General features: G+C 71.7%; 13 protein-coding genes. 10 read left to right on the forward strand and 3 right to left on the reverse strand.

Going from position 1 to position 13519, the window contains the following annotated elements; translation table 11 throughout:
• Window positions 1–251: 251 nt before the first annotated feature.
• On the forward strand, window positions 252–1556 hold the full coding sequence (locus tag ACWDSL_RS20820) for a hypothetical protein (RefSeq protein ID WP_450487422.1): 1305 nt from the start codon (window positions 252–254) through the stop codon (window positions 1554–1556).
• On the opposite strand, the gene ACWDSL_RS20825 is transcribed toward ACWDSL_RS20820, so the two are convergent.
• Window positions 1537–2541, reverse strand: coding sequence for an ATP-binding protein (locus ACWDSL_RS20825; RefSeq protein WP_450487424.1), 1005 nt, complete (start codon window positions 2539–2541; stop codon window positions 1537–1539). The two genes, ACWDSL_RS20820 and ACWDSL_RS20825, sit on opposite strands and share 20 nt — an antisense overlap.
• A 110-nt stretch (window positions 2542–2651) precedes the next feature.
• On the opposite strand from ACWDSL_RS20825, the gene ACWDSL_RS20830 reads away from it, so the two are divergent.
• Window positions 2652–3473 (forward strand): oxidoreductase, encoded by an 822-nt coding sequence (locus tag ACWDSL_RS20830; protein ID WP_450487426.1) that lies wholly within the window; start codon window positions 2652–2654, stop codon window positions 3471–3473.
• A 327-nt stretch (window positions 3474–3800) separates the two neighbouring features.
• Here ACWDSL_RS20830 and ACWDSL_RS20835 read toward each other — a convergent pair whose 3' ends face one another.
• Window positions 3801–4637, reverse strand: a complete 837-nt coding sequence (locus tag ACWDSL_RS20835; protein WP_089512770.1) for an HAD family hydrolase — start codon at window positions 4635–4637, stop codon at window positions 3801–3803.
• A 469-nt stretch (window positions 4638–5106) separates the two neighbouring features.
• Between ACWDSL_RS20835 and ssd the strand changes: the two genes are divergently transcribed.
• The 7 genes from ssd to ACWDSL_RS20870 all read left to right on the forward strand — a co-directional run bounded on the left by ssd (window position 5107) and on the right by ACWDSL_RS20870 (window position 10314).
• On the forward strand, window positions 5107–6219 hold the full coding sequence (gene ssd, locus ACWDSL_RS20840) for a septum site-determining protein Ssd (protein ID WP_450487428.1): 1113 nt from the start codon (window positions 5107–5109) through the stop codon (window positions 6217–6219).
• A 59-nt stretch (window positions 6220–6278) separates the two neighbouring features.
• Window positions 6279–7424 carry a TadA family conjugal transfer-associated ATPase gene (locus ACWDSL_RS20845; RefSeq protein ID WP_450487457.1) on the forward strand — a complete coding sequence of 382 codons (1146 nt, stop codon included), beginning with the start codon at window positions 6279–6281 and terminating at the stop codon, window positions 7422–7424.
• A complete protein-coding gene (locus ACWDSL_RS20850; RefSeq protein WP_450487430.1) occupies window positions 7421–8353 on the forward strand; it encodes a type II secretion system F family protein in 933 nt (310 codons plus the stop codon). Before ACWDSL_RS20845 ends, ACWDSL_RS20850 begins: the two co-directional genes overlap by 4 nt.
• The gene (locus ACWDSL_RS20855; protein WP_450487432.1) at window positions 8343–9146 is read left to right on the forward strand and encodes a type II secretion system F family protein; all 804 of its coding nucleotides are present in this window, start codon (window positions 8343–8345) and stop codon (window positions 9144–9146) included. The genes ACWDSL_RS20850 and ACWDSL_RS20855 overlap by 11 nt, the downstream gene beginning before the upstream one ends.
• Before the next feature lie 160 nt (window positions 9147–9306).
• A complete protein-coding gene (locus tag ACWDSL_RS20860) occupies window positions 9307–9504 on the forward strand; it encodes a DUF4244 domain-containing protein (protein WP_089512767.1) in 198 nt (65 codons plus the stop codon).
• Entirely contained in the window at window positions 9491–9943 is a 453-nt protein-coding gene (locus tag ACWDSL_RS20865; protein WP_450487434.1) for a TadE family type IV pilus minor pilin, read from the forward strand. The genes ACWDSL_RS20860 and ACWDSL_RS20865 overlap by 14 nt, the downstream gene beginning before the upstream one ends.
• Window positions 9940–10314: an Rv3654c family TadE-like protein gene (locus tag ACWDSL_RS20870; protein WP_450487436.1), complete on the forward strand. Its 375-nt coding sequence runs from the start codon at window positions 9940–9942 to the stop codon at window positions 10312–10314. The genes ACWDSL_RS20865 and ACWDSL_RS20870 overlap by 4 nt, the downstream gene beginning before the upstream one ends.
• 321 nt (window positions 10315–10635) lie before the next feature.
• Here ACWDSL_RS20870 and ACWDSL_RS20875 read toward each other — a convergent pair whose 3' ends face one another.
• Complete coding sequence (locus tag ACWDSL_RS20875; protein WP_450487438.1) at window positions 10636–13089, reverse strand: DEAD/DEAH box helicase; 2454 nt, start codon at window positions 13087–13089, stop codon at window positions 10636–10638.
• A 54-nt stretch (window positions 13090–13143) separates the two neighbouring features.
• Here ACWDSL_RS20875 and bldG point away from each other — a divergent pair, with 54 nt between their 5' ends.
• Entirely contained in the window at window positions 13144–13485 is a 342-nt protein-coding gene (gene bldG, locus ACWDSL_RS20880; RefSeq protein WP_014178436.1) for an anti-sigma factor antagonist BldG, read from the forward strand.
• Window positions 13486–13519 lie beyond the last annotated feature (34 nt).

Below are 13519 nucleotides of genomic sequence, written 5' to 3' on the forward strand. Positions count from 1 at the left end.
CCGTGGGTCACGGCGTACTGCGGTCTGATTCCCAAGCCCGGCATCGACCCCCAAGCATTGGTAAATGAATCGTAATGCTGAGTAAAGTCGGCAGGAAGTCTTTTCGGGTAGAACAGGTCTATATTCCACCTTACGGGTGAATAATCATTTGAAATGGCTTGTCATGCTCTGTCTTTTCTCCGTTCCGTGCGAGCTTGGCTCTCGTTCCGCGCTCCCACGACGCGGAACGACGAGAGAGGCGAGGTGGCGGCATGAGGGCCAGAAGAAACGTCACTGCAGGGTTGGCCGTCATGGCCGTGCTGGCCGCGTTGGCCAACTGCACGGGGAGCTCGCACGACTCGCAGCGCTCGGGAAACCCAGGCCAGCCGCGGACGGACCGCGACGCGCAGCGGAACGGGCCGGCGGCGCCCAAGCACCCCAAGCGGGGCGGGAAACAGGGCCGGCTCATCGGTGACGGATCGACCTCCTACACCGGACCGCAGCCGGGGCAGCTCAGCCCCCGGCGCCTCAAACCGGGCGACAAGCCACCGCAGTTCGTCGTCTTCTCGTGGGACGGCGCGGGCCAGGACGGCCAGAAGCTCTTCTCCCGCTTCCGCGCCGTCGCCAAGAAGTACGACGCGACGATGACGTACTTCCTCAGCGGCGTCTACATGCTGCCTACCAAGAAGCAGGACCTCTACGATCCGCCGCGACATTCGCGCGGCTCCTCGGCCATCGGCTTCAACGATATCAAGGGCGTGAAGGACACCGTCGAGCAACTCGGCGCCGCCTGGCTCGAAGGCAACGAGATCGGCACCCACTTCAACGGCCACTTCTGCGGCCCGGACGACGGGGTGGGCACCTGGAGCCCCAAAGAGTGGATCGACGAGACCCGGCAGGCCGTGTCGTTCGTCAAACACTGGAAGACCAACACCGGCCTGCGGGACGGCGAACCACTGCCCTTCGACTACGGCAAGGAGCTCGTGGGCGGCCGCGCCCCCTGCCTGGAGGGGCAGAAGAACCTGATCAAGGCGGGCAAGAAGATGGGATTCCGCTACGACGCCAGCTCCGTGGGCGGCCGCCAGGTCTGGCCGAAGAAGATCCACGGAATCTGGGACTTTCCGCTGCAGGAGATCCCCGTGCCCGGCCATTCCTTCGAAACCCTGTCGATGGACTACAACTTCCTCGCCAACCAGTCCGGCACCACCAAGGGCGATCCCGCCAAGCGCGCCGCCTGGGGCAAGCAGATGCGCGAAGGACTGGGTGCCGCCTTCCGCCGGGCCTACAAGGGCAATCGGGCACCGCTGTTCATCGGCAACCACTTCGAATCCTGGAACGGCGGAACGTATATGAACGCCGTCGAGGACACCATCAAGAAGGTCTGCCCGAAGAAGGGCGTGCGTTGCCTCTCCTTCAAGCAGCTGGCCGACTGGCTGGACGCGCAGGACCCCGGAGTCCTGCGCCGACTGCGCAAACTGGACGTCGGGAAGCGGCCGAAGGGCGGCTGGGCGGGCTTCTTCGCCGCCGAGCCGGCCTCCACGCACTCCGCGCTGCCGGTCAAACGGAAGCGGAAGTAGCCGCCGGCCGCCCGGCCAGGACGGATTCGCCCAGCATGAAGGCGGGGTCGATCTGGGCGGCCAGGTCGGCGCCCGTCTTCTCGTTGCCCCAGCTCTCCGCGTTCCTCAGATGGAAGTGCACCATCTGGCGGGTGTAACGCCGCCAGTCCCGCCGCTCGTACGACGCGTCCGCCGCCTCGTACAGCGTCCGCAGGGCGCGGCGGTTGACCTCCTCGAGCTCCTCGAAGCGCGGCGGGCGGCCCCTTTCCATGGCCCGCACCCAGTCCGAGTGGCCGACCGTGACCAGCAGGTCCTCGCCCACCTCCGCGCGCAGAAAGGCCAGGTCCTCCGGACCCTGCACCTTGTTGCCGACCACGCGCAGCGCCACGTCGAAGTCGGCGGCGTACTCCTTGTACTGGCGATAGACCGCCACGCCCTTGCGTGTGGGCTCGGCGACCAGGAACGTCATGTCGAAGCGGGTGAAGAGGCCGGAGGCGAAGGAGTCGCTGCCGGCGGTCATGTCGACGACGACGAACTCGTCGCGGCTGTCCACCAGATGGTTCAGGCACAGCTCGATCGCGCCGACCTTGGAGTGGTAGCAGGCGACGCCGAGATCGGACTCGGTGAACGGGCCGGTCACCATCAGGCGGACCTGCCCGCTGTCGAGACCGACCGTACGGGCGCATGCCTCGTACACCGGGTTGTCCTCGTCGATCCGCAGGAGCCGTGAGCCTTCGCCCGGCGGAGTCGTCTTGATCATCGTGTCGGCGCCGGAGATACGGGGGTTGGTGCCGCGCAAGTAGTCCTTGATCAAGGGGAGGTGGGCGCCCATGGCGGGCAGTGCGGCGGCTTCCGGCTCGTCCAGACCGAGGGCCACACCGAGGTGCTGGTTGATGTCCGCGTCTACGGCCATGACGGGGGCGCCGGTGGCGGCGAGGTGGCGGATGAACAGCGAGGACAGCGTCGTCTTGCCGCTGCCGCCCTTGCCCACGAAAGCGATCTTCATGTTCACCTAGCGTAGGTGAGTGATCGTCCCGGGAGGCGGATACGGCGAAGAAGACCACTCCAATGAGGGGTGGCGGCGGTGGGCGCCGGTAGGTGCGTAGGGTCGTACTCATGAGTACGACAGCAGATCCGCTCGCCGCCCTGGCCGCGCTTCCCGGCGTCGCCGACTCCGTGGACGCCGTGCGCGAGGCGGTGGACCGGGTCTATGGCCACCGGGTGATGCGCCGCCGCAGCAATGAGGTCACATCCGAGGCGGCCCTGCGCGGGGCGCGCGGCTCCGCCGCCCTGGCCGGGGCCGACTGGGCGCTGGAGGAGGTGCGCCGCCGCAGCGACTTCGGACCGGAGGGCGAACCGCGCACGGTGGGCGCGGCGCTGCGGCTGACCGCCGAGGCCGGACAACTGTTGAGCGTATGGCGGCAGTCGCCGCTGCGGGTGCTGGCCCGGCTGCATCTCGTCGCGGCGGGGGGCACGGAGGTTGCCGACACGGTGGGGCGGCCGCGGCTGGCGGGTGAGCCGGTCGAGGAGCCACTGATCGAACTGACGCTGCCGGACGCCGACGAGGTGGCCGGGCGGTTGGATGGGCTGGCGCGGCTGCTGCTCGCGGGGAGCCAGGCCCCGGCGCTGGTGACGGCCGCGGTGGTGCACGGCGAACTGCTGGCCCTGCGGCCCTTTGGGTCGTACAACGGCCTGGTGGCCCGCGCGGCGGAGCGGATCGTGCTGGTGGGCAGCGGTCTTGACCCGAAGTCCATTTGTGCGGCCGAGGTCGGACACGCGGAATTGGGCGCTGCGGCATACATCGAGGCGTTGAAGGGCTATGTCTCGGGGACGCCTGAGGGCATGGCGGCGTGGATCGCACAGTGCGGGCGTGCGGTGGAGTTGGGGGCTCGTGAGAGCACGGCGGTCTGCGAGGCCCTGCAGCGCGGCGCCGCCTGAGTCACCGCAGGACGGCGGCGCTGCGGTGGGCTCGGACATGGTTGCGGCGGCACCGAGTTCGGTACCGCCGCTGGCACGGCCACCGGGTTACCATGCGTGCACGAGAATTTGCCCATCAGGTCGGGATCTTCGCCCGTCACCTGGTGCGGCTGGCCCGTAATCGACGGGTCGGCGTCGCGTGGGTGCCCAGTATTCATGCTAGGTCCGTGGGCCTTGGTGCGTCTGGGGGAATCCTCCGGATGCCCCTGGTCTCGCGGGCCTTCGATTCCTTTCTACTCCTGTGTCAGCCCAAGCGGAAGCTCTCATCGCAGATCTTTGTGATTGGCTTCAAATGCGGGCATACGGTGCGCGGCGCCGACTGGCGTACCACATCAGCCCGGCAGTGGCTGCGGCCGCGCCCACCGCCGCCGCCACGGCAAGTACCGGACGCGGCGGCATGGACAGCGAGGGCACGCGCTGCTTCAGCCGCACCGGCTTGTTGAAGGAGAGGACCGGCCAGCCGCGGGCGGCGGCCTCGCGGCGCAGCGCGCGGCTCGGGTTCACCGCGTGGGGATGGCCGACGGACTCCAGCATCGGCAGGTCGGTGGCCGAGTCGCTGTATGCGTAGCAGCGGGAGAGGTCATAGCCCTCGGACTCGGCCAGCTCGGCGATGGCTTCCGCTTTGGTCGGCCCATAGGCGTAGTACTCCACCTCGCCGGTGAACACCCCGTTCTCCACGACCATACGGGTGGCCACCACGCGGTCCGCGCCCAGCAGCTCGCCGATCGGCTCGACGACCTCGGCGCCCGAGGTGCTGACGATGACCACATCGCGGCCGGCGGTGTGGTGTTCCTCAATGAGGGAGGCGGCCTCGTCATAGATGATCGGGTCGATGAGGTCATGCAGGGTCTCGGCGACGATCTCCCGCACCTGCTCGACATTCCATCCACGACACAGCGCCGAGAGATACTCCCGCATCCGTTCCATCTGCTCGTGATCCGCCCCGCCTGCGAGGAAGACGAACTGCGCATATGCGGTACGCAGTACGGCGCGGCGGTTGATCAGCCCACCTTGGTAGAAGGACTTGCTGAAGGTGAGCGTGCTCGACTTCGCAATGACCGTCTTGTCCAGGTCAAAGAAGGCGGCTGTCCGAGGCAACGAGTGGTTTTCCACGACGCCGAGCATAGGGCCCACCATTCGGCGTAAGCTGGGCGCGTGGGTTTGCCTGAGAAGGCTCTCGGGTACACCATGGAAGTCACGGATCGTTCGCGACCGTGCTAACCCGGTCCGACTCCTCCCCCCCCGAGTCGGCCGTGGGGACGACCCCCGCTCTCCCCCCCGGCGGGGGTCGTCGCATGTCCGGACGCATTTGCGGTCTTCTCACCTGATCATTTCCCCCTTCCGGGCCTCGGCCGGCCACTGCCGCCCCACCAGCCTGATCCGTGACTGTGCGTAATCGCAAGGCTGCTCTCCGGAAGTCACTTGTTTAGGTGACTGGGATATTCACAACTGATGAGTTGTCCACAGTTTTGGACCAAGATCCCCAAGATTTCCTGGATCGCCGGACGCTGATTCTCCGCGGCGTTCGCGCTCATCGTTCGCGGAAGTGAGAGCGCGTAACGAGATGGGCGCGTAAGGAGAAGGGGAGGGGATCGTGGCTGGATCCATCACACCAAATCGACCGGCGGCGGATGGACGACAGCGCAGACCGCTGATCGTCACGGAGGACGAGGAGCTTCTCGACGACTTGTTACGGCTGTGCGCGGCGGCGGGGGCCGAGCCCGAAGTAGTGCATGGCTTGCCCTCGCGCCGCGGGAGTTGGGAGGGCGCCCCGCTCATTCTGGTCGGTGACGACGCCGCGGCCCGGCTGCGCGGTGGCACCCGCAGGGAGGGGGTGCTGCTCATCGGACGGGACCTCGACGACCACGGCATCTGGCAGAGAGCTGTCGCCCTCGGCGCGGACAATGTGGCATTTCTGCCCGATGCCGAGACCTGGCTGGTGGACCGCATCGCCGACGTGGCCGAGGGCGTCGGCCGCCAGGCCTTCACCATCGGAGTCGTCGGCGGGCGCGGCGGTGCGGGGGCCAGCACCCTCGCCTGCGCCCTGGCGGTCACCGCCGCCCGCGCGGGGCGGCGCACCATGCTCATCGACGGAGACCCGCTGGGCGGCGGTCTGGATGTGCTGCTCGGCGGCGAGGGCGCGGAGGGGCTGAGGTGGCCCGCCTTCGCCGAATCTCGCGGCCGGGTCGCCGGGAGCGCGCTGGAGGAATCGCTCCCCGAACTGCACTCCTTGCGCGTGCTCAGCTGGGACCGCGGCCAATCGGTGGCCATCGCGCCGTCCGCGATGAGGGCGGTGCTCGCGGCCGCGCGTCGGCGCGGCGGGGTCGTGGTGGTGGACCTGCCTCGGCGGGTGGACGACACGGTGGCCGAAGCCCTCGACCAGCTGGATCTGGGTCTGCTGGTCGTGCCCGCCGAGCTGCGCGCGGTCGCCGCCGCCCACCGCGTGGCATCGACGGTCGGCATGGTGTTGCGGGATTTGCGCGCGGTGGTGCGCGGGCCATGCGGACCAGGGCTCGACGACGAGGAGATCGCCCGGCTTCTGGACCTGCCGCTGGCCGGTGAGCTGCCGCCGGAGCCCGGGTTGTCGGATGCGTGGGACGGCGGTGAGCCGCCGGGCGGCAGCGCCCGCGGGCCGCTCGCCCGGTTCTGCTCGGAGTTCTGGGGGCGGGTCCTGGCAGACGCGGAGCAGCAAGGGGGCGGGGCATGAGCGTCAGGACGAGCGTCACCTGGCGCGAGCGCGGTGGTGCGGGTGTGGAGTCGCCGGAGCTGCTGGACGCGGTGCGGCTGCGGCTGGCGCAAAGCGGGGCGGAGCCGACGCCCGCGCGGGTGGCGGCGGCCCTGCGCGAGGAGGGGAGGCTGCTCGGCGACACAGAAGTCCTGGGTGTCGTCGCGGCCCTGCGCTCGGAGCTGGTCGGCACCGGGCCGCTGGAGCCGCTGCTCGCCGCCCCCGATGTCACGGATGTCCTGGTGACCGCCCCCGACGAGGTGTGGGTGGACCGGGGAGCCGGATTGGAGCGGACGGACGTGGCATTCACCGACGCGGCCGCGGTGCGGAGACTCGCCCAGCGTCTCGCCGCCGTGGCCGGCCGTCGGCTGGACGACGCCAGGCCGTGGGTGGACGCCCGGCTGCCGGACGGCACACGGCTGCATGCGGTGCTCCCTCCGGTGGCCGTCGGGTCGACTTGCCTGTCGCTGCGCGTGGTGCGGCCGCGGGCGTTCTCCCTGGAGGAGCTGGTGGCGGCGGGCACCGTGCCGCCCGGCGGTCAGGAACTGCTGCGGGCGATGCTGGACGCCCGGCTGTCGTACCTGATCAGCGGTGGCACAGGCTCCGGCAAGACGACTTTGCTCAGCACGCTGCTGGGGCTGGTCGGACCGGACGAGCGGATCGTCCTTGCCGAGGACTCGGCCGAGCTCAGGCCGGACCATCCGCATGTGGTCCGGCTGGAGACCCGGCCCGCCAACCAGGAGGGCCGGGGCCAGGTCACCCTCCGGGACCTGGTGCGCCAGGCGCTGCGGATGCGTCCGGACCGGCTGGTGGTCGGAGAGGTGCGCGGTCCCGAGGTCACCGATCTGCTGGGCGCTCTCAACACCGGGCACGAAGGCGGTTGCGGCACGGTGCACGCCAACACCGCGGCGGATGTCCCGGCCCGGCTGGAGGCGCTGGGATCGACGGCCGGTCTCGACCGGGCGGCGCTGCACAGCCAGTTGGCGGCCGCCCTGTCGGTGGTGATCCATCTGGTGCGGGACCGCGGCGGGCAGCGCAAGATCGCCGAGCTCCATGTCCTGGACCGGGACCGGGCGGGCTATGTCACGACCGTCCCGGCCGCGGTGTGGACCCCCGAGGGTTTCGGGAGGGCGGCGGGCTGGGACCGGCTCCAGCGGCTGTGTGTACGCGGCGGGGGTGCGGCATGACGGGCGTGGGCGGTGGAGTGGCCCCAGAGGCGCTGCCGCTGTGTGCGGCCGTGCTGTGCGCGGGCGCGGCGGCGTGGCTGCTCTCCGGGCGGGACAGGGATCTGCGGCGGGCCAGGCTGCTGTTCGCGGGCGGCGGAGCCGTCGGGCCCGCCGGGGCGGATCCACAGCGCCGGCTGACCGAGACGGTCGCCTGGCTGCGGGAGCGGTGGCGGACCGCATACGGCGGGCGGCTGGGGCGCGAGCTGCTGTGTCTGCCGACGGGATGTGTGCTCGCGCTGGTCAGTGCGTCGGTGTTGCCGCTGCTGGCCGGGGCGGCAGCCGTGCCGCTCGTCGGCCGGTGGCGCCGGGCGCGTAAGCGCGACAGATGGCGGGATCGGCGCGCCGCGGCGGTGATCGAGCTGTGCGGGGCCGTGGCGGGCGAGCTGCGTGCCGGACGGCAACCGGTCGAGGCGCTGTTGGCCACGCCCCCAGGACACATCGGGGAGCGGTGGGCCCTGGTTTCTGCGGCGGCGCGGTTCGGCGGTGATGTGGCGGAGGCCCTGCGCAGGGCGGCCCGTTCGCCGGGTGCGGAAGGGCTCATCGGGGTCGCGGCCTGCTGGCAGGTCGCGGTCGACGAGGGGGCGGGCCTCGCGGCCGGTCTCGACCGGGTCGCGGCGGCGCTGCGGGCCGAGCGGGACCAGCGGCAGAGCCTGCGCTCCCGGCTGGCGGGCGCCCGGGCCACGGCCGTCGTGCTGGCGCTGCTGCCCGTCCTCGGGCTGCTGTTGGGCACCGCACTGGGAGTGGACCCCCTGCATGTGCTGCTCCACACCCCGGCCGGTCTTGCCTGCCTGCTGGTGGGCGGGCTGCTGGAGTGGGCCGGGTTCGCCTGGACCTCGCGGGTGATCCGGACGGCGGCCGGCCAGGAAGGACCCCAGAGCGATGAGAGCTGACGTCATCCACAGCCTGTGGATCACGACGGCCTTCGCCGCCGCCACCGTGTCCGTCGTGGGAGCGGTGACCGAGGCCCGCCGAGTGCGGACCGCCCGGCGTCGGCTCGCGGTGCTGCTGCCGGAGGCCCACCCGGAGCGGCGACCGGGGCTGCGGGAGAGATGGCGTACCGACGGAGCGGCCGATGCGATACGGGACTGGGCTTGGGCCGCCGGTGCCCTGCTCGGCTGCCTCGTCCTGGTCGGCGGCCCGCTGGGCTGTGTGCTGGGCCTCGCCGCCGGATACGGAGCGAGAAGGTGGCGGCGCCAGCGCCAGGCCACCGGCGGGAGGTCCGGCAAGCGCGCCAAGGACGGCGCGGTGCGTCAGCTTCCGCTGGCCGCCGATCTGCTCACCGCCTGCCTGGAGGCCGGAGCCGGTCCGCAAAAGGCGGCAGAGGCGGTGGGGCGGTCGCTCGGCGGCCCGATCGGTGAACGGCTCGCCCAGGCCGCGGCGGAGCTGAGGCTCGGAGGTGAACCGTCCGCCGCCTGGGGGCGCATGGGGGCTCTGTCTGGTGCGCACGGGCTGGCGCGCGCTCTGGAGCGCGCCGGTACGACGGGCGCGCCGGCCGTGGAGCCGATGTCCCGGCTGGCCGCCGACTGCCGGGCCGAGCAGGGAAGACAGGCGGACAAACGGGTGGAGCGCGCAACCGTGCTGGCCACCGCGCCGCTGGGGGCGTGCTACCTGCCCGCGTTCCTGCTGATCGGGGTGGCGCCGGTGATGCTCGGGCTCGCGGGCGCCCTGGTGGGCGGTGGCTGAGGAGGGGGTCGTCCGGCAGAACGAGCGCGGACGTCGCAGGCACGCACGGAACACGCACGGAAACGGAAGCGCGGCGGCCGGAAGTCCGGCGGTCACAGGACACGAGTCAGAACTACGCGAATCAGACGTACGGGATTCAGTACAGAACGGGGAGGCCGACATGGTGATGCGGTGGTGTCTGCGGCGGTATGCGGCAGCGAAGGCACGAGCCGACGCGGGGATGGCGACCGCCGAGTATGCGATGGGGACACTCGCGGCATGCGCCTTTGCCGCGGTTTTGTACAAGATTGTGACCGGCGGAGCGGTCGACGAAGCGCTGCGGTCGGTGATCGGGAAGGCGCTCGATGGACAGTTCTGATGCGACCGGCCGATCCAATCCAGGCAGTCGGCGCGGCGTGGCCGGACCGGGCGATCGGGGGTTTGTCACGGCGGAGGCGGCCGTCGCGCTGCCGGTGCTGGGGCTGTTCGCACTGATGCTGATCTGGGGCCTGATGGCCGCGTCCGGGCAGATGCGGTGTGTGGACGCGGCGCGGGCCGGTGCGCGCGCCGCCGCGCGATCGGAGCCGCGCGCGGCCGCGTTGGCCGCCGCCCGGTCCGCCGCGCCTCGCGGGGCCCGGGTCGAGCTGCGGCGGGAGGGCGACCTGGTACGGGTGCGGGTCGAGGCCCGCGCGCCCGGCCCCGGCCCACTGGCGGTGCGCCTGCGCGGTGAGGCGGTCGCCTTCGCCGAGGAGTCGGTGGGGCGGGCCGAGGAGGCGCCGGGATCGGCCGCGGCACCGGCGGGCGAGGCGGGGCCGTGAGGAGGGATTGGGGAGACCGTGGGTCGGCGACGGTGTGGGCCGCCCTGACCGCCACGGCGCTGTGCGCGGTCTTCGCGGTCGTGCTGGCGGCCGGACAGGTCATGGTGGCCCGCCACCGGGCCGGCGCCGCCGCGGACCTGGCGGCGCTCGCGGCGGCGGACCTCGGGCTGGAGGGACCCGAAGTCGCCTGCGGACTCGCCCGGCGGGTAGCCGCCGCACAGGGCGCCCGCGTGGTGAAGTGCGCCCTGCACGGTGCGATCGCCGATCTCCGGGTGGAGGCACGCGCCGGTCCGTTCGCCCCCCAAGTCCGGTCCCGCGCCGGCCCCGCGGAGCGGCCCGAGCCCCAGGCCGAGCGACACGCGCCCTGGTGAGGCGCCGACCGGGAGGCCGCGGGGGCGGGATGGTGGCGGGACCCGACCGGCGGCCGGGCGCCGGGGTCGGCATGGGCTCGGGTCGTACGTCCGCGAACCGGGCGCGGACCCCGACACCGGCACGTCAGAGTGCGAGCCGCCCGGCATCGGGTGCCGGACACCCCACCGTCGGCTACCGGCTACCGGCTACCGGCTACCGGCTACCGGCTACCGGCTACCGGCTACCGGCTACCGGCTGCCCGGCGCCCCGCGTCAGGCGCCAGAGGCTCGGCCCGAGCTGTCGGACGCCGTCGCCGGCTGTCCGGCGTCAGGTGCCAGGTGTCAGGTGTCGGTCGGCTGGGGTGGGGCCTTGGTGAGGAGGGTGGTCAGGAGGCGGATGGCGGCCTTCTTGTCGAGCGGGTCGTTGCCGTTGCCGCACTTGGGGGACTGGATGCAGGACGGACAGCCGGATTCGCACTCGCAGGCCGCGATCGCCTCGCGGGTGGCCGTGAGCCAGCGGGCGGCGGTGTGGAAGGCGCGTTCGGCGAAGCCCGCGCCGCCGGGGTGCCCGTCGTAGACGAACACGGTCGGCAGGAGGGTGTCGGGGTGGAGCGGGATGGAGACCCCGCCGATGTCCCAGCGATCGCAGGTCGCGAACAGCGGCAGCATGCCGATGGAGGCGTGCTCGGCGGCGTGCAGGGCGCCGCCGAGGGCTTCGGGGGCGACCCGGGCATCCTCGAGCTGGTCGTCGGTGACCGTCCACCACACGGCCCGGGTGCGCAGCGTACGGGGCGGGAGGTCGAGCCTGGACTCGCCGAGGACCTCGCCGCTGATCAGCTTGCGACGCAGAAAGGAGACGACCTGGTTGGTGACCTCGACCGAGCCGAAGCACAGCCGTGCGTCGCCCCACGGGACCTCGGTGGTGGTCTCCAGGATGGAGATCGCCGTGGTGTCGCGGGCGGTGGTCGAATACGGCGGGGAGGCCTCCTCCACGAGCGCGACCGAGTCTTCGAGGTCGAGCTGTTTGACGAGGTAGCTCCGGCCCTGGTGGAGGTGGACGGCGCCTTCGTGGACGGTGGCGTGGGCGGCTGAGGCGTCCACGGTGCCCAGCAGCCGCCCCGTCGTGGCCTCCACGATCTGCACCGGCCGGCCGCCTTCGCCGCGGATGTCGGTGAGGTCGGCGGCGCGCTCGCGGCGGGTCCAGTGCCAGGCGGTCGCCCGGCGGCGGAGCAGCCGGCGCTGCTCCAGCTGTGGCATCAGCTCCTCGGTGGCAGGACCGAAGAGTTCGAGGTCCGCCTCGGTGAGCGGCAGCTCGGCGGCGGCCGCGCAGAGGTGGGGCGCGAGGACGTACGGGTTGTCCGGGTCCAGCACGGTGGATTCGACCGGCTGCCGGAAGAGGGCTTCCGGGTGGTGGACGAGATAGGTGTCCAGCGGGTCGTCCCGGGCCACGAGGATCGCCAGCGCGCCCTGGCCGGCGCGCCCGGCGCGCCCCGCCTGCTGCCACAGGGAGGCGCGGGTGCCCGGGTATCCGGCGAGGACGACGGCGTCCAGCCCGGCCACGTCCATGCCCAGCTCCAGGGCGGTGGTGGCGGCGAGTCCGAGGAGGTCCCCGGAGTGCAGGGCGCGCTCCAGGGCGCGGCGCTCCTCGGGGAGATAGCCGCCGCGGTAGGCGGCGACCCGGTCCGCCAGGGACCGGTCGACCTCGGCGAGCCGTTCCTGGGCGATCAGGGCGATGAGCTCGGCGCCGCGCCGGGAGCGTACGAAGGCGACCGTACGGACGCCCTGGACGGCCAGGTCGGTGAGCAGGTCCGCGGATTCCGCCGTGGCTGTGCGGCGGATCGGGGCGCCCTGTTCGCCGTGCAGCTCGGTCAGCGGCGGCTCCCACAGGGCGAAGACCACCTCGCCTCGGGGTGAGGAGTCGTCGGTGATCTCCACCACAGGAAGGCCGGTCAGCCGGGTCGCCGCGACGGCCGGGTCGGCGGCGGTCGCGGAGGCGAGCAGGAAGACGGGAGAGGAGCCGTAGCGGGCGCAGACGCGGCGCAGTCGGCGCAGCACCTGGGCCACGTGGGAGCCGAAGACGCCCCGGTAGGTGTGGCACTCGTCGATGACGACATAGCGCAGTGCGCGCAGGAAGGAGGACCATCTGGGGTGCCCGGGCAGGATGCCGCGGTGCAGCATGTCGGGGTTGGTGAGCACGTAGTTCGCGTACTGGCGGACCCACTCGCGCTCCTCGACCGGGGTGTCCCCGTCGTACACCGCGGCGCGGATGCCGGTGCCCAGCGGGGCGGCGAGATCGGCCACGGCGCGCCGCTGGTCGGCGGCCAGGGCCTTGGTGGGCGCCAGGTACAGGGCGGTGGTGCCGCGTCCGCTGGGCGCCTCCGAGCCGTCCAGGAGGGCGCTGAGCACGGGGGCCAGATAGGCCAGGGACTTCCCCGACGCGGTGCCCGTGGCGACGACCACGGATTCGCCTCGCAGCGCGTGCTCGGCCGTACGCGCCTGGTGGGCCCACGGGCGCTCGATTCCGGCGGCCTGGACGGCATCGACGACTTCCGGCCGGATCTGGCGAGGCCAATCGGCATGGGTCCCGATACGCGGGGGCAAGTGCTCCGTATGAGTGATGCGCGCAGCCCGGCTCGCCCCGGTGGTGAGCCGACCGAGGACGGTCCGGGGTGAGGTGCGTATGCCCGCCTGCCGCGGGAGTTGGTTGTGGGCCATCGACACCGAGTCTGTCACTGGTCTGACGGACAATGGGCTCAAGGCGTCGTGCGCGCCTGCTGGTAAGTGATTGAATGCCATCGCGGCTGCCGATCCATGGGGGGCGACCGCTCGATGCAAGGTGCTGGAGGATCCGTGGACCTGTCCCTGTCGACCCGGACCGTTGGCGACCGCACGGTCGTCGAGGTCGGTGGCGAGATTGATGTATACACCGCGCCCAAGCTGCGCGAGCAGCTGGTCGAGCTTGTCAACGACGGCAATTACCACTTGGTCGTCGACATGGAGGGCGTCGACTTCCTCGACTCCACCGGACTCGGCGTGCTCGTCGGCGGGCTCAAGCGAGTGCGGGCCCATGAGGGCTCGCTACGCCTCGTCTGCAACCAGGAGCGCATTCTCAAGATCTTCCGTATCACCGGTCTGACCAAGGTGTTCCCGATTCACACCTCGGTCGATGACGCCGTCGCGGCGACCGACTGATCAGCCACCACCGGAAGAACGAGGGGGTACCGGG

This window comes from Streptomyces sp. NPDC000941 (assembly GCF_053599555.1).